The following is a 17,434-nucleotide window of genomic DNA, read 5'->3' as shown; positions in this document are numbered from 1 at the left end:
GCATCCTTGAGGGCGTGGACGCTTATTTTCCGGCTTTTGGACCTTTCTCTTTCTGCTTTCGTCTTCGGCGGGCGATCAGCCGCTCAAAGCTGCCGCTTTCAATGAATTCCGCCAGCGTGTACTGATCGAGCATTGTTACCGTGCAGGCCAGCCCCTGCGCCGCTTTTCGATAGCGTTCCTGCAAATGGGCGGGAAGAACCATATAGGCCAGACGCAAAGAGGACGACAGCGATTTGGAAAAGGTGTTGATGTAGATGACTTTTTCCTGCGCATCCTGCGCATACAGCGTCTGCAGCGCCGGTCCGTTCTGGAAAAATTCAGAGTTGAAGTCATCTTCAATCAGATAGCCGCTCTTTTCGGCAATCCAGCTGAGGTAGCGCTTGCGCCTCGATGCACTGGCGACGATGCCGTCGGGATAGCTCGAAAGGGCGATACCTGCAAAAACTGGGCAGAGGAGTTTTGCAGGGCGTCGGGCTGAATGCCGTTTTCATCCAGCGGCAGAGGATGGAGCGTTGCGGACATGGAGGCGTAAATATTTCGCATGGCGGGATAGCCGGGCGCTTCAAAGGCCACGTGAAATTCGCCTGCGAACATACGGGCCAGCAGAACGTACAGATCCTGCGCGCCCGAGGCGATGACGATCTGATCGGGATGCACCTGCAGATGGCGGCTGTTGTGCAGATAGAGCGCGATGACGTTGCGCAGTCTGGCACTGCCCCAGGCGGGAGATGTCTGCATCAGATAGTCCTGATCGCGGCTCATGACCAGGCGCATCGTTTTAAACCAGAGCGAGGAAGGAAAATCCGGATCGCTCTTTTTCATCCGGCGCCAGCAGATGCATCTGAAAGTTTTCCGGGCGGTTTCGACGGTTCCCTTCCGAAACGAAGACGCCTTTGCGCTCCCGGGTTTCCACGTAGCCTTCCTGTTCGAGCAGATCGAGTGCCTGTTCGACGGTAGAAAGGGAGACGTCCAGATCCATTGCCATCGTCCGTTTGGACGGAAGACGGGTGTGTTCGGGGAAATGGCCGGACTCAATATCCTGGCGAAGATGGAAGTACAGGCTCTGAGCGAGCGGTTTTTTGAGGGGTAGCTAATCATCTGGTCTGCTCCTTTATTCTTTTTCTGAACCTTTTGATCAGTTCAGATCTGAGTATACTAAACGCATGACCGGCCAATCCATGAGAATATGCATACAGAAGCAATCGTCGACGCATGGATCCTGTACGGCATGTAAAAGATCCCTTTGTCTGTTTTGCAGCACAACCGTGCCGCAAAACAGACAAAGGGATCCGTTCGATCGCTTTAACGCAGATCTATGATCCATCCCAAAGGACTGTGCAAAATGCAGACAGTCCCCATAAGAAAGAAGGTCTTTTCCATGCATCTTTCCACCCCCGCAAAATCCAGTACGGCCCGTCCGTTTTCCGTTCTCTGGCTGACTACCTGTGCCATGTTCATGGCGCTGACCATTATGCTCTCAAGCTTTGGTGTTCCCGTTCCGGGCGGCAAGCTGTACCTTTGCGACATCGCGATTACGACCGCGGCCATCCTGCTTGACCCCTTGGGGCCATGCTGGTGGGAGGCATCGGTTCCTTTTAGGCGATGCCATCTTCTATCCCGCTCCGATGTTTGTTTCACTGGTCGTTCACGGCCTGCAGGCGTTCGTGATCAGCTGGTGCGCCCACAACCTGTTTAAGAACAAACCGTTTTACGGCGCTTTAGTCGGCGTGATTCTGGGCTGCATCATTCTGGTCGGCGGCTATACGCTGGGCAAAATCTACGTGTATTCCAACTTTGAAACGGCCATGCTGAAAATGCCGTATGAAATTGCGCAGGGCGTTCTCGGCGCAAGCTGCGGTCTGCTGCTGACGTACGGCATGGGCCTGCGCAAAATCTTCATGCATATGGCCTCCCGCTCACACGCTTCCCGGATCTGATCGAAAGAGGGGACAGCGTGTACATTGGCGATGTGTATTCGCTATATAAAACGGAATATAAAACGGAAAATTGTCCGTTTTGAAATACTGTTATTCCCGGAGCCTCCTTGAGGCTCTTTTTCACCCAGAACGAGCAGGCAGCGCAAAAAAGAGCTCGCTTTTCAGGAACTCTTTTCTGTAATGCATTATAAAGCCGCGGCTTTCTGCTTTCTAAAGGATCAATGGATCTGTTTTGTCCCTTAGAAAGAAAAGGGGACGAAGCCATCGGATTTGAGGAGTTTTTTCTTAAAGGGAATTTCTTCCATGCTGTACCAGGCGATGTCTTCCTGCTTCCAGCCGAAACGGTTCAGAGCCTCGTATTCATCGTGGCTGGTCGTAAAATGATGTGCACCGCTTTTTGCATTCGGGTTGTAGACGCGATAAAGCGGTGTAGACGATCCGGCAGCGGAATAGAAAGCGATGCCTTCATCGTTCCAGCCCAGTTTGACCAGCCGTTCTTTTTCCTGAACATCCGTTGTGTAGTGATGATCTCCGGCATTTGGATTATACAGTCTGTAGATCGCGTACGGACTTTCTTCCGGGGCAAGCCAGTGTGAGGTTTCTTCTTTCCAGCCGATTTTTCCAAGATAGTCTTTTTCCTTTTCGTCGCTGGTAAAGAAATGTTCGCCGCTGTTTGGATTATACAGACGGAAAACGGTATCGGTCGGGGCCGTAACATAGACGTACTGCTTTACATCAAGCGCAATATCCCGAACGACCAGTTTCTTGCCTGGAAAAGCCGCTTCCAGTTTTTCATATCTTCTTCCGTATATTTCACATCGACATACACGTTGGTCGACCCTGGAGCGACCGCCTGCCAGTTGCCGGCCCCATCCATGGTAAAAACTTCGGGGTGATCGGGGATGACTTGCAGGCAACCTTCTACTTCTACGCCTTCAACCGGCTCAAGGGAAAACTCGATTTTCCCGTTTTCTTTCCAGTTTACAGTTTCGATGGATTCCAGATCGATGCTTTCCAACTGAGGAGTGATATCGATCTCTTCTTGTTCCCCTGCTGCCAGAACGGGTGTACCGCTTGCTCCAGCAGCAAGAAGCAGGGCTAAAGTACCTTGAAACAAAACGTTCTTCTTCATGTTGATTCCTTTCTAATTTCCATAGAAGACAATACCGTCATTCTGCCATCCGGTGGAGACAAGATAATCTTTTTCTTCTTCAGAAATAGTATATAAATGAGAACCTGTAGTCGCATTAGGATTGTATAAGCGATAGACTGGATAACCAGTTAAATCTGTTCCCCAAGCAATTCCTTCATAAAGCCAGCCTGAGTTTTCCAGGAAGGTACGCTCATTTTCGTTCATCGTGAACAGATGATCTCCGGCATTAGGATTATAAAGCTGATATACGTTATAGCCGGCATCATTTCCAAACCATGCACAGTTTTCATATATCCAGCCAGCACTCATAAGCGAATATACTTCTTTTCCTTTGGCTGTATAGTAATGCTCTCCACTATTGGGGTTATATAGACGGAATACAGACTGAGTACGCATATTCCAAGATGAAATTGTTGAATATTTTTCATCATTGATACGAACTCCAAAATTTCCTGTATCTGATCCATATCCATGTACGCCTACAACCTGGTTTGACTGATTATAGATCGGGCTTCCGCTTTGGCCGCCCGTTGAATCAAGATCATAGTAAATGAAATCCTGTGTAAGAGATTTAATGCTTCCTGAGATTGTCCACATATTATGGGAACGAGTGACCGTTTTTACATCAGAAGGATATTCTGAGATGGAAATCTGGGTACTTGTCGAGAGGCTTTTACTTAGTGAAAGAGTACCGGTCTTATACCCAATAGGCTTTTCCAGTTTGATAATTCCAATATCATCCGATGTTTCCTCGTTTGATGTCCAATTGTTTGGGACAATGAGTCTAGATGCAACAGCGGATCCATAAGGGGTTTTTAGTTCTGTTTGACCAGGATAGACAGTTACTTCTTTTGCCCAGCCTCTTTCCAAATCGTAAAGACAATGAGCACTCGTCAGGACGGTATCTTCATCGATTAAGCAGCCAGAGCCCCTATAGTTTTTTCTTCGCCCCCTTCTTCAAAAACCATGTTCAAAAATACAATGGATTTGAACGGGGCTACTTCTGTGTTTTCTACGAGAACACGATCGTCATTGCCAATAATGTTCTCTGCGTTTTCCAAAGTGCCTTGTGTTTTGGAAAGAGTTGTACCTTCGGATACGGGACCAGAACCATGCTCAGTATTATGGATATCCCAGGCTTTTGAATCATTTGAAGCTTCTTCTTGAGCGGCATAAGCGTTGATGGGCATAGCCAGTATTAATGCAGCACACATCAGGGAAGAAGCAAATTTCTTTCTCATATAATAATTTTCAGTACCTAACAAAGGAGACTAGTTCACTAGGGTTACCTGTGTCTCGAAAATAGTTCTCTCTATGCCAGCATGAAATCGTTCAATTCATTGGCTAATATCACGACAGGGTGACTATATAGAAAGAAAGACTGAGCTTATTTAATGATTTTATTTTCTACCTTGTTATCCCTCCTGTTCTTTTTTGTAACAAAAGGGATTTGTCCATTTGATCCAGTAATAGGAATCGACACTTCAGTTGCTGATTGTCGATTTCTGGGGGTTTTACGGCATATACACAAAATGAATGGATGCTAATACATTCGAGGAGAGGTATAGCCTTTGATTAGAATAAGCTGCCAGTTTCTTTGCTAATAGAATCCTTTCTTGGTTATAGTTTATGGCTGATGTATCCGCCTATCAAGATTAGAATTTAATTTTTAGACAGTTTAATATTTTTATACATTCATTTTGAAATTTTTAAAAGAAAACTACACCCCGTAAGGTGGACACGAAAGTGTGCCAGCCTATTTCTTTTACAGGCTATAACTACCAGTATTGATAGTTTTCCTTTGCATCTGCTCCATACTCTCTGCGTATACTGAGACTGTATGAACTATTCAGCCATCGTTTTAGCCGCCGGCAAGGGCAGCCGCAGCGGCCTTTCCTATAACAAAGTTCTCTATTCGTATCAGAACGAGCCCATTCTTATGCGCAGTCTGCGTCTTTTTCAGTCGGATCCCGATTGCCGGCAGATTGTTGTCGTATGCGCCCAGAGCGAGAAAGAAGAATTTGAGACACGCTTTAAATCGACAGGGTGTGAATTCGCGATCGGCGGAAAAGAGCGGCAGGATTCCGTTCTGGCCGGTCTGAAGAAGGTTCGTGAACCGTATGTGATGATCCATGACGGCGCCAGACCGTTTTGCACGCGAGCCCTGCTTGAACGGATTAAAACCGCGCTTCGCTATGCCCAGGGCGTCATTCCGGGGTGGCTGTGACGGATACGATCAAGCAGGTGGATGAAAACGGCATGGTCATCGCAACGCCCGTCCGCTCCACGCTGCGCGCGGTGCAGACCCCGCAGGCCTTTGCGACCGAACAGATTCAAACGGCGCTGGAAATCGTGCGCGAAAAGCACTGGCAGGTCACCGACGATGCGCAGGCGATGGAACTGGCTTTGCAGATTCCCTCATATGGCGTGGAAGGCGATCCGGAAAACTTTAAAGTGACTTCCCGCCAGGATCTCGAACGGCTCGAAGAGCGTGAGAAATTTCGAATGGATGAAGCCGGCTGAAGCGCAGATCTGCAGAAATACCGAAATGCAGAAACGGGCTAGATCAGCCCAAGCTTCACGGTCTGGCGCGCTATCGCTTCGTTCAGCCGGTACGCATTTATAACAGAAACACAAAAAGAACCGTTTTTCAGACGGCCAGAGCCTGGATTTGAGGCTAAGGCGGTCAAAGGAAAAACGGTTCTTTTGTTTTTGAACAGCTAAAAAGAGAACTGGGCGATCCTAAAATTCTTCTCTGGAAAGAAGCCGTCCGGAAAGCCAGAAGGACAGACACAGAAGGCCAATACAGAGAAGGGTGGCGATTACGCCCAGAACCAGGGCGTGTGACAGGATTTTCTGAACAGCCTGGGGATGTTCCGTCAGATAATCCATGAGCCAGATGGAAGCCAGCGCAAGAAGAGCGACGGCGATCATCAGCGCCTGAGAAGCGGCCTGTTTAAACCGGATATAAAAAGGAATCAGAATCGCGGCAAGCAGAAGGCAGATGACGGAGGCAAGCCAGACGAGAAGAAGCAGTTCGTTCATCGACAGATCCCGCTGAAGACAGGCAATGCCAAAGCACACCGCCATGGTCATGGCCCAGCAGGCCAGCACAAACAGATACTTCTCGATCAGATAGTCCTTGCGGGAAAAGGGAAGCGTAAAGAGAAAGCGGGCGGATTTGCCGGAGACGCCTTCCAGTACGCGGCGCGTGGAGAGGATGGTCAGAAACAGCGGGAAGTAAAGAATCAGAAAAGAGGACTGGCCCGAAAACAGAAAGCATACGATCAGAAACGCCATCATGAGCAGAAACCGCTTCTGCGATTTGAACCAGATCCAGTCGGATGTCCATAAGCCTTTCATAAAATTATTCCTTTCTTCCATCGGCCGCGATCAGCAGCAAATCGTCAATGCTACCTTTGGCCGCGGGATACTGCGGATAGTTGTCCTGATAAAACTGTCGATCGCTCACAAGCACGCGAACGGTATTTCCAAATGGGGCATGGGCGAAGACTGCGCTCTTGTCGAGGGCTTCATACTGCGCTTGATCCAGAGTGAGTATGCCCCATTCTTCCTGAAGCTCGTCGACGTTTTCGTGCAGGCACAGGCGGCCGTCGTGAATCATCCACAGATCGTCGCAGAGCGTTTCGAGATCGGAAGCAATATGCGAGCTGATCAGAATGGAGCGGCCGTCTTCCATCATGTACTCCTGCAGCAGGCCAAAAATTTCCTGTCGGGCTGCGATATCGAGGCCTGCAGTCGGCTCATCGAGAAGCAGAAAGCGGGGATGGTGGCTGAGGGCGGCGATGACTTTGCTCATGGCGCGCATGCCGTTGGAAAACGCGGAAAGCGGCTTGTGTTCGGGCAGACGCATTTTCGAGATCAGTGCCTTCCAGTACGGCCAATCAAACGTGGGATAGTACGCGGCCAGAATGCGGGCAATGTCGCTCAGACAGAGCGTTTCGGGAAAGCCGCTGTCCGCAAGCACGACGCCGATCTGCTGCTTTACGGAAACCGGAAGCGTTCCGGTGTTTGGATCGAGCAGGGAGATTGTTCCCTGTTCGGGCTTTTTCAGACCGAGAAGCAGGCGGAAGAGAGTCGTTTTGCCGGACCCGTTCAGGCCGACCAGAGCGGTCATGGATCCTTCTTTTAAATAGAAATCGTCGATCTGCAGCGTGAACGACGGAAAACGGCAGAGCGCATTTTGAATCTGAATCATGAGAGGTCTCCTTCCAGAAGCAGATGAACGATTTCGAGAATCTGTTCTTTGGAAAAATTCATTCGCAAAGCTTTTTGAATGGCGGCTTCAAAGGCGTCTTCTACCTGCTTCTGCATTTCTTCCTGGATCACGTTTCCCGAGATTTTCTCGACGAACGTGCCTTTGCCCTGAACCGTTTTGACAAAGCCTTCCGTTTCGAGAAGGTCGTACGCCTTTTTCACGGTCAGCGCGGAGATGTGGTATTCGCGGGCGATGGCCCGAATGGAAGGAAGCAGTTCGAGCGGTGCTAATTTCTGCTCCTTGATCTGCAGACGGATCTGATCGGCGATCTGTTCGTAGATCGGCGTCATGGAAGAGGGAAGTATTTGCAAAAGCATAAGCCGTGTCCTTTCCGGAATCCCTGTCCGGTCTGGATTCCTTGCGTAAACAGTATAGAACAGTTAAACAGTTGAAGTAAACACAATATAACAGCACAAACACATTTTCGAGTACAAACACATTTTCGAGACGTTCGAGTCGGCGCTCTCGGCCCTCAGCTCCTTTCTGCGTTTTGGGAGAAAGGGGCTTGTCCTTTCTGCTGGAGGCAAAAGCAGAATCAGACATCTTCTTTGCTACATATTCCGGAATCTTGCAGGGCGGTAAGAGAAGTACCCCAGACATTAAGGAAATGTTCAGACGTCGTTTTTGATCGGTTTCGATTCCTTTTCTACAATACGGGTATGACGCCACTCAAATACGATTCGCCAACTTCCCTTACTCAAGGTCTGTCTGCCGCGCAGGCATCTAAGGCCAAACCGAACACGATGGAAAACCGCCATCAGGAAAGTACGGGCGAACTGATGCTTTCTCAGTTTTTATCTTTTTAATATCGTCAACTACATTCTCGCGGGCCTGATTATTCTGACGGGCAGCTATCGCAACCTGCTGTTCATGGTTGTGGTGATTTCCAATACGCTGATCGGTCTGATTCAGAAAATCCGCTCGCGCCGCACGCTCAATAAGCTCGCGCTCATTCATCAACAGACGTATTCCGTTTTGCGCGATGGGAAATGGGAGCCGCTTCCGGTGGATCAGATCGTGCAGAACGATATCCTCCGTCTTTCGAGCGGCGCGCAGATTCCGTGCGACTGCCGCATTCGCGAAGGGTTCTGCCAGGTGAACGAATCGCTGCTCACCGGCGAATCCGACGCGCTCGATCGAAGCGCCGGTCAGGATTTGTACGGCGGCTGCTTCCTGGTCAGCGGCAGCGTGCTTGTGCAGGCTATCGCGGTCGGCGACGATCAGTACATGGCCTCGATTTTGCACGATGCGCGCAAGGATAAGGAAAGAGTGTCCCAGCTGCAGGAAATGCTGGATATGCTGATCAAGTTCTGCACGCTCATGCTCGTTCCTGCCGGCGTTCTTCTCTTTCTCAAACTGTTTTTCTACACCCGGCTGCCGCTCAATTCGGCCATTCTGAATACGTGCGCGTCGGTCATCGGCATGATCCCGGAAGGGCTGATGATTTTAACGTCGACCGCTCTGGCGGCGGCTTCGGTCAAGATGGCCAGACAGGCCGTGCTCATTCACGATCTGTATTCGGTCGAAAGTCTGGCGCGCGTCGATACGCTCTGCCTCGATAAAACCGGAACGATTACCAGCGGCAACATGCACGTGCAGGCGTTTCTTCCTCAGGGAGAGGAAACGCAGGAACAGCTGAAACAGGATCTGGCGGATCTGTTTGGATCGCTTGGCGATGACAATGTGACGGCCAAGGCGCTGCGGACGGCTTTGCAGGACTGGCATTCCCGCCAGAAAGCGGCCCGGACGTTTCCGTTTTCGTCCACAGCCAAATGTTCCGGCGCTGTCTTTGGCGATCAGACGTACCTGATTGGCGCCTACACCTTTCTGTTTGCTCATCCCGATCCGGCCGTGCTCGATCAGATCGAAGACTATGCCGCCAGAGGGCTGCGCGTTCTCGCCTTTGCCAAAGGACCCGAACTGTCTGCTCTAAAAAAGGGGACTATACCCTTTGCGGTCTGATTTTAATCGAAGACGAACTTCGCCCGGATGCCCCGCAGATTCTCGATTACTTCCGTACGCAGGATGTGTCGATTAAAGTCATTTCCGGCGACATGGCGCAGACCGTGCAGGCGATTGCCGGCCGGGCTGGCGTAAAGGGAAAGACGATCGACATGCAAAACGTCTCAGACGATCAGATTGAAGACGTGGTCTCTGCTTATTCGATTTTCGGCCGCGTCAGTCCGGTGCAGAAAAATTGATGGTCGAAGCCTTGCAGAAGCAGGGGCATACCGTCGGCATGACGGGCGATGGCGTCAATGACGTCATGGCGCTCAAGCAGGCGGACTGTTCCATCGCCATGGGCAGCGGCGCGCAGGCCGCGCTGGCGGTTTCTTCCTTTGTGCTGCTCAACAACCAGTTTTCGGTTTTGCCGCGCATCGTGCTCGAAGGCCGTCGCGTCGTCAATAACATTCAGCGCACGGCGTCGCTGTTTCTGGTCAAGACGATTTTCTCCTTTATTCTGTGCGTGCTGACGGTGCTGTGGATGCGTTCCTATCCGTTCATCCCGATTCAGCTGACGCTCGTTTCCTCTTTAGGCACAGGCATTCCGGCGTTCATTCTTACTTTTGAAAACGATACGAAACGCATACAGGGCAACTTCCTGGTCAGCGTGCTTTCGCGCGCCACGCCCGGCGCGCTGAGCGTCTGCCTGTCGATTGCGACGGCCTACATTTTATATGTCACGCAATGGATTCCTATGGATCAGGCGGCGTACCAGACGATCTGCACCATTCTCGCTTCGGTCAACGCGATCGGCGTTCTTTACTGGATCTGCCGTCCGCTTTCGCTCGTGCGTCTGCTGGTGATTACGCTGTGTGCAGCCGGCTATGCTGGGGTCATGGTTTTCGTGCCGTCTCTGTTTTCGCTGGCCGCACTGAATCCGATGCAGCTGATTGCGGCCGGCGCCATCGCCCTTGGCGAGCTGTTTGTGCTTTCGCTTTTGCAGAAAGCCGACTGGAACCATCTGTACGCCCGGTTTCTGCCTTCCTTTCTGAAGGAAGAAAAGCAGATTCTGGCCCGGGAATACGCGTGTGAAGAAGACAGGGATTGCTAAACAGAAAACGCACTGAAAACAGGCCAATTATGAATTGCCATTGTAACAAAAGCCTCTCTTCTTCCCTCTATAAGACAGAATTTGTATAAGGTTGACGTTAAGGAAGGCTGGTTTCTTTTTTTCTATCACAACAAATGATTTGAAATCGGGAGAAAAACAATCCGCCTGATTCAGTTTCACTGAGTAATGGATCTGGAAATATTTATCCCAGAAATTAACTGGATCACCAGAAATGTAAAAATAGAGACGTCCATAATGGTAATTAACAGCACCAAAACTGTTAACTTGTATTTCACCATTTATGTACATCTCTATTTCACTACGAACAGTGGCCAATGGCGTAATTATCGAAATCGATACTGAAAAAATCGAAAAAGAAGAGAAATACGACGGATATTATTGCGTTGCTACTGCCCTGGAGTGGGAAGAATCCGAAATTCTCAAGGTATGTTCGCAGCGCTGGAAAATTGAAGACTGCTTTCGAATTATGAAGACGTATTTCGATGCACGCCCTGTGTATCTTCAAAAGACGAGAGAGTTAAAGTCCGCTTCCTGATCTGTTACATGGCATTAATGGTTTTTCGAATTCTAGAGAAGAAGCTGGATAATAAATTTACCTGTTGCGAAATCATATCTTCATTACGATCATTCAACTATTACGACCTGTCTGGCCAAGGATACAGTTATGCGTATGAGCCAACAGAACTCACTCGAAGCCTGGCTGAATTAATCTCATTAGACCTGAACAAAACTTTCCCCACCACCAGACAAATGAAGAAAGTTATACGAGAAAGCAAAACAAAAAGTGCAGCTACAAAGCGGCATAAAACTGAAAGGCGGTATCGACTTTAGATAAAGTAGATACCGCCTTTTATCCAAAAGAACTGGCAAAGACCGGACTGTATCCAATAGGGAAAGGCTACGTGAATTAAAATATTCGCTACCGCCTCTATTTATATGTATTGTCGTTCCTATGTGTCAGCTAGTCAGTGACGCGGATGGACTGAATGACCTGATCTTCGACGGGTTTGTCGAGGAAATCGGTGCGGGTCATGGCGACTTTGTTTACGCCTTCCATGCCTTCGGTTACTTTACCGAACGCCGCATACTGTCCATCGAGATGCGGAGCATCGGCGTGCATGATGAAGAACTGGCTGCCGGCCGAGTCTGGACTGGCGGCACGGGCCATGGAGAGAACGCCGCGGGTGTGCTTGATGTCGTTTTGCGGGAAACCGTTGGCTTTGAATTCGCCGTGAATGGAATAGCCGGGGCCGCCGGTTCCGTTGCCTTTCGGGTCGCCGCCCTGAATCATGAAGCCCGGAATGACGCGGTGGAAAATCAGGCCGTCATAAAAGCCTTCGTTGGCGAGCTTTTCGAAGTTTTCGACGGTTTTCGGCGCTTTGTCCGGATAGAGCTCGCCCTTGATGATGTCGCCATTTTTCATGGTGATGGTAAAGTGTTTTGCCATAAGTACCTCCCAAGCCTTCGGCTGTGTCGGTTTTATTTTATACGGAAAATCGTTCAGGAGAAGAACGAGCCGCTTTTCCTTTTAAAAGAAAAAGAAAGTCCTGTCCTGCTTAAAAGAAAAAGAAAGTCCTGTCCTGCGCGGAGTACCGGTCAAATGGATGAGACTGAGATGCGTTTTGGCAGGCTTTGACGGATCGTTTACAATATTAGGATAAAAGCCGCGCGCTGCGGCAAGGAGGCCCTTATGACTGAAAATCGAGTACTGCTTTGCGCCCTGAGCGATCCCATAAATAATCCCCAGTTTTCGCAAAGCTTTGTGCGGGCGCTGCAGGACGCTGGCATCGAAGCCGAACTGGCCCGTTCGGCCATGGAGCCTCTTTCGGCGCAGGAAAAAGCGGAAGAGTTTAATCAGGCGCTGCGCTCCATGCGCTATTCCTGGATTTTTGATCTTTCCGGCGGCAATCTCGCCAATACCGTACTGCCCTGGCTGGATTACGACGCCTATCGTAAATCGGATGCCTACTATGCCGCATTTTCGGACGGTACCTGCATCGTCAACGCCCTGTCGACGTGCGCGCATAAAAAGCGCTGCTCTTTGGGCTGTGGCAGCAGGAAAACATGAAGCAGGCGGTGGACATTATTGAAAGCGGCCGGGCCAGCTTTGATCTGATGGAGCTCAGTCAGGATTATTTCCCGCGCCACGCGCGCATTTACGGAGGCAACATGCGCTGCCTGCTCAAGCTGGCGGGAACCGGAAGAATGCCCGCTCTGGAAGATTCCTATCTGCTTCTCGAATCGTCTTCCGCGGATTTGTACAGCTTCGAATCGATGTGTGCGCAGATGGCGCAGACCGGACTGTTCACCGATTTGCGCGGCGTCATTTTCGGCCGCTTTAACCGTCTGGAAAAACAGTTTGAAAATACGGAAGACGCCTGGAAGGCAATGGGTGAAATTCTTCAGGCGTACTGCGATCAGCCGCTTTCCTTTTTGGAGCGCCGAGTTTAGGCCATCTGCCCAACGGGCAAGGCATCTGGATCAGCGCCGGCTGGAAAGAAGAGCCGGCCAGAGCAGAAGAGGCTTCTCTCGAAGAACGCTCTGAAGACGAGACGACGGAGGCAGAAACCGCATCTGAAGGCATGATGGAGCAAGCTGAGCCGGCAGGCGAAGACACGCCGGCAGAAAAACAGCCGCAGACAAGTGAGAGCGCCCAGCCGATTGAAACCGTTTCTTCGATCGAAGAGATCGAGACCGTTGAAGAACTTCCCAAAGAACGTATGGATTCGGAAGAAGAAAGTTCGGAAGAAGAAAGTTCGGAAGAAGAAAGTATGGAAAAGACACAGACGCGTCTTGAGCAGCAGGCGAAAGAAAGCGCGGATCGTCTTTCCCCGGATCGCCCGCGCAAATCCGGCCGCTTTGGCACGTTCCTGCGCAGTTTCTTTGCCGCTCGCCCTGTACAAGAAGAGCCCGAAGAAATCGAACCGGAAAAAGGGGAATGGGAAGAGATCAGCGCCGAACAGGCCAGCGAACGCGTGACATCTGACCAGGATGCGGAGCCGCTACAGGCAGAGGAAGCTGAACCTGCAGAGCCGGAAAACACAGATTCGAAGATCGACTGAAATTCGGACGAAATTGAAAATATAGCGACTGGCGAAAACGTCCTGCGATTCAAATCCCGTAAAACCCAGGGAGCGCATTCCCGTTTTCCAAAACGGCATGGCCAGATCTGCAGCCAGAGATTTGGTCGTCTTGCAGGGGTACCGAAAGAGACAGGAGGAGTATTTATGAAACATTCTTTTCCAAATTCACAATTTAAATCGTCCGGGAAAAAGGACTGCCTTCTGTTTCTTTTCGTACGCTGATCGGCCCAATTGTGGCGCTGTCCGCCCTCTCGCTTATTTATGGGCTGGCCTATACCCAGCTTTTTCTGGGTACGCTTGCACTTTCCGGGATGATGGCGACGCTGCTGCGAATTCTTCTGCTTACGGGATATGGCATCGGTCTGTATGGCGTATGCGTCTGGATCTGGGGGAAAAAGAAGGCGCATATTCCGGGCGAAGTCTTGGCCGGGCCGGACTCGGTTCGCTTTTTGTGGCGTGGCTCGTTTCGTTTGTTCTGGAACCGCTCAGCTATGCCGCTTCGCCGATCGTGGAAGGCTTCGGCAACGTCCTGGGCATTCTGGCCATCTTCTTTGTGCTGCCTGGCTTGATCGTCTTTTTCAGGCGGTGTATACGGGAGCAAAAAGCTGGAGCGATCTGTTTTCGACGATGGCAACGCTGTTTCAGAAGGCGCCTGCGAAACGGATCAGCGTCTGGCTGGCCCTGTTTCTGCTTCTGTGGCTTGCCGATCTGTTTTTAGGCGGACCGCTCTGCACCGTATCGACCGGGGCGTTCGCCCGTCTGTTTGCGACGCTCGTTTCGCTTGGCGAGCCGGGCTGCTCGCTCCTGCTTCTTCTCTTTGCCCAGAACGGATCTCTGCCCCCGGCTTTATGGATCGGCTATGGTGTGCAGTTTGTCGCGGTGGTGATTTTGTCGGCGTACGTTCTGGCGTGGCAGGGAAAACTGAGCGAGTCAGACACTGGAGCGGATAGTTCGAAAAACGGGAAACCGCGGTGTTCGCGCAAAGGGGATCGCAAATGAGTACGGGTCTGGAGCTGCTCCGGCTCAGTCCGACGCAGAAAAGCTTTCTGGAGCGAAAGAAGATCGGCAGTCTGGAAGAACTTTTACAGACGTATCCGATTCGCTATATCCCGATTCTGCCCATCGAACAGTGGCAGGAAGGAGAAGAAGTTCTGTTTTGCGGCGAGATTTTGCGCAGTGAAAATCCGCATATGACCGGCATGAAAAAGGGCGTTGTCCGCTTTTTCGTTTCGGCCTGGGGACAGCAAATCGATGTCTCCGTTTTTTTCAGGGCTACTATCCCCAGTTTCCGCCCGGCAAGACGATTACCGTCTGCGGCACGTGGACCAGAGAGCATAAAGTGCGGGCGACGTGGACCAGCTTTCAAAGTCTGGAAGAGGGCCTGCAGCTGTATCCTGTCTATTCGCTTCCCGTAAAAACGCGGCGCGATACGATGATCCGGCTGATGAAAAAGGCTTTGCCGTATGCGGATCAGATTGACGACCGCATCCCGCAGCGTCTGCGCGAAAAGTACCGTCTGCCGTCCTTAAAACTGGCGCTGGCCATGGTGCACCGGCCAAAAGATGAAGCCGAGCTGGCGCAGGGCGTACGGGCTTTGAAGTACGAAGAGTTTCTGTGCTTTCACGCGGCCAGACTGGCCCAGGCTGAACGGCCGAAAAAACGGGCCGCATTTTTGATCATTCGCTCATACAGGAAAAAATCGACGCCCTGCCCTTTGTTCTCAGCAAAGATCAGAGCACCGTTCTAAACGAAATTCTTTCGGATCTGGGACGGGACCGGGTCATGTACCGTCTGGTGCAGGGCGATGTCGGCTGCGGAAAAACCGTGGTTGCCGCGCTCAGCCTGTACGCATGTGCGCTTTCCGGCAAGCAGGCGGCGCTGCTGGCGCCGACGGAACTGCTTGCCCGCCAGCATCTGTCCACCCTGCAGTCGATGGGCATTGAAGCCGGACTGTACTGCGGCTCTCTGAAAGTCCGGGAAAAGAAAAAGATTCTCAAGGATCTGAAAGACGGGAAAATTTCCGTCGTGGTCGGCACGCACGCGCTCTTTCAGGAAGGGGTCGAATTTGAATCCCTGGGTCTTGTCATTGCGGATGAGCAGCATCGCTTCGGCGTCCGGCAGCGCCGGGCTCTTATCGAAAAAGGCGTCGAAGCCGACGTGCTTCTGTTAAGCGCGACGCCGATTCCGCGTACCGCGGCCCACTTTTGTACGGCGATATCGATCTTTCGACAATTAAGACCAAGCCGCCCGGCCGCAAGCCGGTGCTCACACGCGCCTTTACAGTTCATCCATGAAACCGGTACTTGGCCGTATTCTGGAAGGCATCGAAAAGGAAGGCCGGCAGGTTTACGTGGTGACGCCGGCTGTCGAAGACTGCGAAGAAATGGATCTGCACAGCGCAGAGTCGATTTACGAAGGCATGTCTTCGGTTCTGAAAGACCGCTGCACGATCGGTCTGCTTCATGGAAAGATGAAAGCCGAACAGAAAGAAGGCGTCATGGCTGCCTTTGCGGCTGGCGAAATTCAGATTCTTGTCTCCACGACAGTTATTGAAGTCGGCATCGACGTGTCCAACGCGACGATGATGGTCATTTACGATGCGCATCGCTTCGGCCTTTCCACTTTGCATCAGCTGCGCGGCCGCTGCGCGAGAGGCACGCTGCAGGGGGAATGTTATCTGCTGAGTTCGTCCAAAACGCCGCAGGCCAGAGAACGGCTTTCCGCTCTGGAGCGCATCGATGACGGGTTCGAACTGGCCAGACTCGATCTGCAGCTGCGCGGTCCGGGCGACTTGTTAGGAACCCGCCAGTCGGGACTGCCGGCGTTCATTCTGGGCGATGCCAGCACGGATCTGAAAATGATGGAAATCTGCGCGCGCGACGCGCAGGAAATTCTTGATCATCCTGAAGATATGCAAAATCACAACATGCTTCGCGCGATCGAAAAAGCCAACGCGAAAAGCGCCTATCTCGACTGATCCAGACAAGACCGCTTCAAGCCAGACAAAAGGTGCCGTGATCCAGCGCCTTTCCTGCAAGGCAGGAAAGCCGGATCGCGGCACCTTTTCTGATTTTTCAATAAAGCGAGACTTCAAAATAAGTGAAGTCAAAATAAAGTCTGTAAGCGAAGTCTGGACTGCAGGCGAACCTTAAAAGGAAAGCTTTTCGACGAGTGCTTCAAAATCCGGCTTTTCCAGTTCGCCCTGCGAAATGGACAGAACGTCCTTTTCGGGGCTGCCGGCATAGCGCGGAACGACATGCACGTGGAAATGGTCGATCGTCTGACCGGCGGCTTCGCGGCAGTTGGCGAAAATGTTGACGCCGTCGGCACCGAGAACTTCGATCTGACGGTTGCCGACCTGACGGGCAACGGAAAAGACTTTGGCGAGCAGCGCATCGTCGGCTTCGAGAAGCGAGGGCACATGCGTTTTGGGGATGACGAGGGCGTGGCCGAGAGCAGCCGGATTGATGTCAAGAATCACGCGGACATCTTCATCCTCATATAAAGTAGAAGAGGGGATCTCTCCTTGAGAAATGGAACAGAACAGGCAATCCATAAACGAGACAAAGCTCCTTTCCTGACCGCGAAAACGTGCGGCATATCACTGAACAAGTGAAAAGCCAGGCTAAGGGGAGGCCTGACTCTTCATAAGGGGACTAACTGTATGAATATCGCGGATATTCGATACATAACGACAAAGCCGTGGGCAGCTCTGCCGTTCAAATTGTAGCACATTGGCCCACTGTTCAAACCAGAAATGTATGATTCCCCCATCACAAACGGTTCAGAAACCGTGTTTTGCCCGCCGCGGTGGGGGCCAAAGCCCTCGGGAAATCCGTTTCCCACACAGCAAATCCCATAAAATATGAATGTAGTACAGAAAGGAAACCGTTTCGTGAAAAATGA

26 protein-coding genes and 2 pseudogenes are annotated in these 17,434 nt (G+C 51.2%); 16 read left to right on the top strand and 12 right to left on the bottom strand.

Annotation, left to right across the window (positions count from 1 at the left end; genetic code table 11):
* Positions 1–22: 22 nt before the first annotated feature.
* The 3 genes from KWG61_RS00960 to KWG61_RS00950 form a co-directional block, all read right to left on the bottom strand.
* Positions 23–217, bottom strand: coding sequence for a hypothetical protein (locus KWG61_RS00960; protein ID WP_242744671.1), 195 nt, complete (start codon positions 215–217; stop codon positions 23–25).
* 122 nt (positions 218–339) lie between these two features.
* Complete coding sequence (locus tag KWG61_RS00955; protein ID WP_242744670.1) at positions 340–822, bottom strand: aminotransferase class I/II-fold pyridoxal phosphate-dependent enzyme; 483 nt, start codon at positions 820–822, stop codon at positions 340–342.
* Positions 779–1,060, bottom strand: a complete 282-nt coding sequence (locus KWG61_RS00950; protein ID WP_256460820.1) for a GntR family transcriptional regulator — start codon at positions 1,058–1,060, stop codon at positions 779–781. The genes KWG61_RS00955 and KWG61_RS00950 overlap by 44 nt, the downstream gene beginning before the upstream one ends.
* A gap of 565 nt (positions 1,061–1,625) precedes the next feature.
* Between KWG61_RS00950 and KWG61_RS00945 the strand changes: the two genes are divergently transcribed.
* On the top strand, positions 1,626–1,937 hold the full coding sequence (locus KWG61_RS00945) for an ECF transporter S component (protein ID WP_242744669.1): 312 nt from the start codon (positions 1,626–1,628) through the stop codon (positions 1,935–1,937).
* A 239-nt stretch (positions 1,938–2,176) separates the two neighbouring features.
* On the opposite strand, the gene KWG61_RS16830 is transcribed toward KWG61_RS00945, so the two are convergent.
* The 4 genes from KWG61_RS16830 to KWG61_RS00925 are packed head-to-tail and all read right to left on the bottom strand — an operon-like array spanning position 2,177 to position 4,331.
* Entirely contained in the window at positions 2,177–2,623 is a 447-nt protein-coding gene (locus KWG61_RS16830; RefSeq protein WP_367614299.1) for a hypothetical protein, read from the bottom strand.
* Positions 2,624–2,667: 44 nt separating this feature from the next.
* Positions 2,668–3,069, bottom strand: a complete 402-nt coding sequence (locus KWG61_RS00935; protein ID WP_242744667.1) for a hypothetical protein — start codon at positions 3,067–3,069, stop codon at positions 2,668–2,670.
* 12 nt (positions 3,070–3,081) lie between these two features.
* Positions 3,082–3,987: a trypsin-like serine protease gene (locus KWG61_RS00930; protein WP_242745481.1), complete on the bottom strand. Its 906-nt coding sequence runs from the start codon at positions 3,985–3,987 to the stop codon at positions 3,082–3,084.
* A 17-nt stretch (positions 3,988–4,004) separates the two neighbouring features.
* Positions 4,005–4,331: a hypothetical protein gene (locus KWG61_RS00925; protein WP_242744666.1), complete on the bottom strand. Its 327-nt coding sequence runs from the start codon at positions 4,329–4,331 to the stop codon at positions 4,005–4,007.
* A 599-nt stretch (positions 4,332–4,930) separates the two neighbouring features.
* On the opposite strand from KWG61_RS00925, the pseudogene ispD reads away from it, so the two are divergent.
* Positions 4,931–5,613, top strand: a pseudogene (gene ispD / locus KWG61_RS16825) (2-C-methyl-D-erythritol 4-phosphate cytidylyltransferase).
* Between the two features lie 219 nt (positions 5,614–5,832).
* On the opposite strand, the gene KWG61_RS00910 reads toward ispD, so the two are convergent.
* From KWG61_RS00910 to KWG61_RS00900, 3 genes are read right to left on the bottom strand one after another with little or no spacing between them, the layout of a single operon-like run.
* Complete coding sequence (locus tag KWG61_RS00910; RefSeq protein WP_230267137.1) at positions 5,833–6,453, bottom strand: ABC-2 transporter permease; 621 nt, start codon at positions 6,451–6,453, stop codon at positions 5,833–5,835.
* A gap of 4 nt (positions 6,454–6,457) precedes the next feature.
* Entirely contained in the window at positions 6,458–7,309 is an 852-nt protein-coding gene (locus tag KWG61_RS00905) for an ATP-binding cassette domain-containing protein (RefSeq protein ID WP_230267138.1), read from the bottom strand.
* On the bottom strand, positions 7,306–7,686 hold the full coding sequence (locus KWG61_RS00900; protein ID WP_230267139.1) for a GntR family transcriptional regulator: 381 nt from the start codon (positions 7,684–7,686) through the stop codon (positions 7,306–7,308). The genes KWG61_RS00905 and KWG61_RS00900 overlap by 4 nt, the downstream gene beginning before the upstream one ends.
* A gap of 342 nt (positions 7,687–8,028) precedes the next feature.
* Between KWG61_RS00900 and KWG61_RS00895 the strand changes: the two genes are divergently transcribed.
* From KWG61_RS00895 to KWG61_RS00875, 5 genes are all read left to right on the top strand, one after another.
* Entirely contained in the window at positions 8,029–8,175 is a 147-nt protein-coding gene (locus KWG61_RS00895) for a hypothetical protein (protein WP_242744663.1), read from the top strand.
* A gap of 64 nt (positions 8,176–8,239) precedes the next feature.
* Positions 8,240–9,331, top strand: coding sequence for an HAD-IC family P-type ATPase (locus KWG61_RS00890; RefSeq protein ID WP_242744662.1), 1,092 nt, complete (start codon positions 8,240–8,242; stop codon positions 9,329–9,331).
* Positions 9,332–9,396: 65 nt separating this feature from the next.
* Positions 9,397–9,570, top strand: a complete 174-nt coding sequence (locus KWG61_RS00885) for a hypothetical protein (protein ID WP_242744661.1) — start codon at positions 9,397–9,399, stop codon at positions 9,568–9,570.
* Complete coding sequence (locus tag KWG61_RS00880; protein ID WP_242744660.1) at positions 9,570–10,424, top strand: HAD-IC family P-type ATPase; 855 nt, start codon at positions 9,570–9,572, stop codon at positions 10,422–10,424. The genes KWG61_RS00885 and KWG61_RS00880 overlap by 1 nt, the downstream gene beginning before the upstream one ends.
* A gap of 301 nt (positions 10,425–10,725) precedes the next feature.
* Positions 10,726–10,980: a hypothetical protein gene (locus KWG61_RS00875; RefSeq protein WP_242744659.1), complete on the top strand. Its 255-nt coding sequence runs from the start codon at positions 10,726–10,728 to the stop codon at positions 10,978–10,980.
* A 426-nt stretch (positions 10,981–11,406) separates the two neighbouring features.
* On the opposite strand, the gene KWG61_RS00870 is transcribed toward KWG61_RS00875, so the two are convergent.
* Positions 11,407–11,892, bottom strand: coding sequence for a peptidylprolyl isomerase (locus KWG61_RS00870; RefSeq protein ID WP_230267142.1), 486 nt, complete (start codon positions 11,890–11,892; stop codon positions 11,407–11,409).
* 243 nt (positions 11,893–12,135) lie between these two features.
* On the opposite strand from KWG61_RS00870, the gene KWG61_RS00865 reads away from it, so the two are divergent.
* The 9 genes and pseudogenes from KWG61_RS00865 (at position 12,136) to KWG61_RS00825 (ending at position 16,505) form a co-directional block, all read left to right on the top strand.
* Positions 12,136–12,513 (top strand): LD-carboxypeptidase, encoded by a 378-nt coding sequence (locus KWG61_RS00865; protein ID WP_242744658.1) that lies wholly within the window; start codon positions 12,136–12,138, stop codon positions 12,511–12,513.
* Positions 12,510–12,896, top strand: coding sequence for a hypothetical protein (locus KWG61_RS00860; RefSeq protein ID WP_242744657.1), 387 nt, complete (start codon positions 12,510–12,512; stop codon positions 12,894–12,896). The genes KWG61_RS00865 and KWG61_RS00860 overlap by 4 nt, the downstream gene beginning before the upstream one ends.
* Positions 12,897–13,027: 131 nt before the next feature.
* Positions 13,028–13,507 carry a hypothetical protein gene (locus KWG61_RS00855; protein ID WP_242744656.1) on the top strand — a complete coding sequence of 160 codons (480 nt, stop codon included), beginning with the start codon at positions 13,028–13,030 and terminating at the stop codon, positions 13,505–13,507.
* 254 nt (positions 13,508–13,761) lie between these two features.
* Positions 13,762–14,097 (top strand): hypothetical protein, encoded by a 336-nt coding sequence (locus tag KWG61_RS00850; protein WP_242744655.1) that lies wholly within the window; start codon positions 13,762–13,764, stop codon positions 14,095–14,097.
* A 58-nt stretch (positions 14,098–14,155) separates the two neighbouring features.
* Positions 14,156–14,527 carry a hypothetical protein gene (locus KWG61_RS00845; protein WP_242744654.1) on the top strand — a complete coding sequence of 124 codons (372 nt, stop codon included), beginning with the start codon at positions 14,156–14,158 and terminating at the stop codon, positions 14,525–14,527.
* Positions 14,524–14,943 carry a hypothetical protein gene (locus KWG61_RS00840; RefSeq protein WP_242744653.1) on the top strand — a complete coding sequence of 140 codons (420 nt, stop codon included), beginning with the start codon at positions 14,524–14,526 and terminating at the stop codon, positions 14,941–14,943. The genes KWG61_RS00845 and KWG61_RS00840 overlap by 4 nt, the downstream gene beginning before the upstream one ends.
* A gap of 17 nt (positions 14,944–14,960) precedes the next feature.
* Complete coding sequence (locus tag KWG61_RS00835) at positions 14,961–15,275, top strand: hypothetical protein (protein WP_242744652.1); 315 nt, start codon at positions 14,961–14,963, stop codon at positions 15,273–15,275.
* A pseudogene (locus KWG61_RS16820) lies at positions 15,197–15,664 on the top strand (DEAD/DEAH box helicase); the annotation flags it as partial. The gene KWG61_RS00835 and the pseudogene KWG61_RS16820, both read left to right, overlap by 79 nt.
* Positions 15,665–15,818: 154 nt before the next feature.
* Positions 15,819–16,505, top strand: coding sequence for a helicase-related protein (locus KWG61_RS00825; RefSeq protein ID WP_242744650.1), 687 nt, complete (start codon positions 15,819–15,821; stop codon positions 16,503–16,505).
* A gap of 171 nt (positions 16,506–16,676) precedes the next feature.
* Here KWG61_RS00825 and KWG61_RS00820 read toward each other — a convergent pair whose 3' ends face one another.
* Positions 16,677–17,084: an HIT family protein gene (locus KWG61_RS00820; protein WP_230267146.1), complete on the bottom strand. Its 408-nt coding sequence runs from the start codon at positions 17,082–17,084 to the stop codon at positions 16,677–16,679.
* Between the last annotated feature and the right edge of the window lie 350 nt (positions 17,085–17,434).

The sequence above is a fragment of the Allobaculum sp. Allo2 genome (genome assembly GCF_022701175.1).
Lineage (GTDB): Bacteria > Bacillota_I > Bacilli_A > Erysipelotrichales > Erysipelotrichaceae > Allobaculum > Allobaculum fili.
The sequence above is the reverse complement of the archived record's forward strand: the minus strand, read 5'-3'. Positions and strand labels throughout refer to the sequence as shown.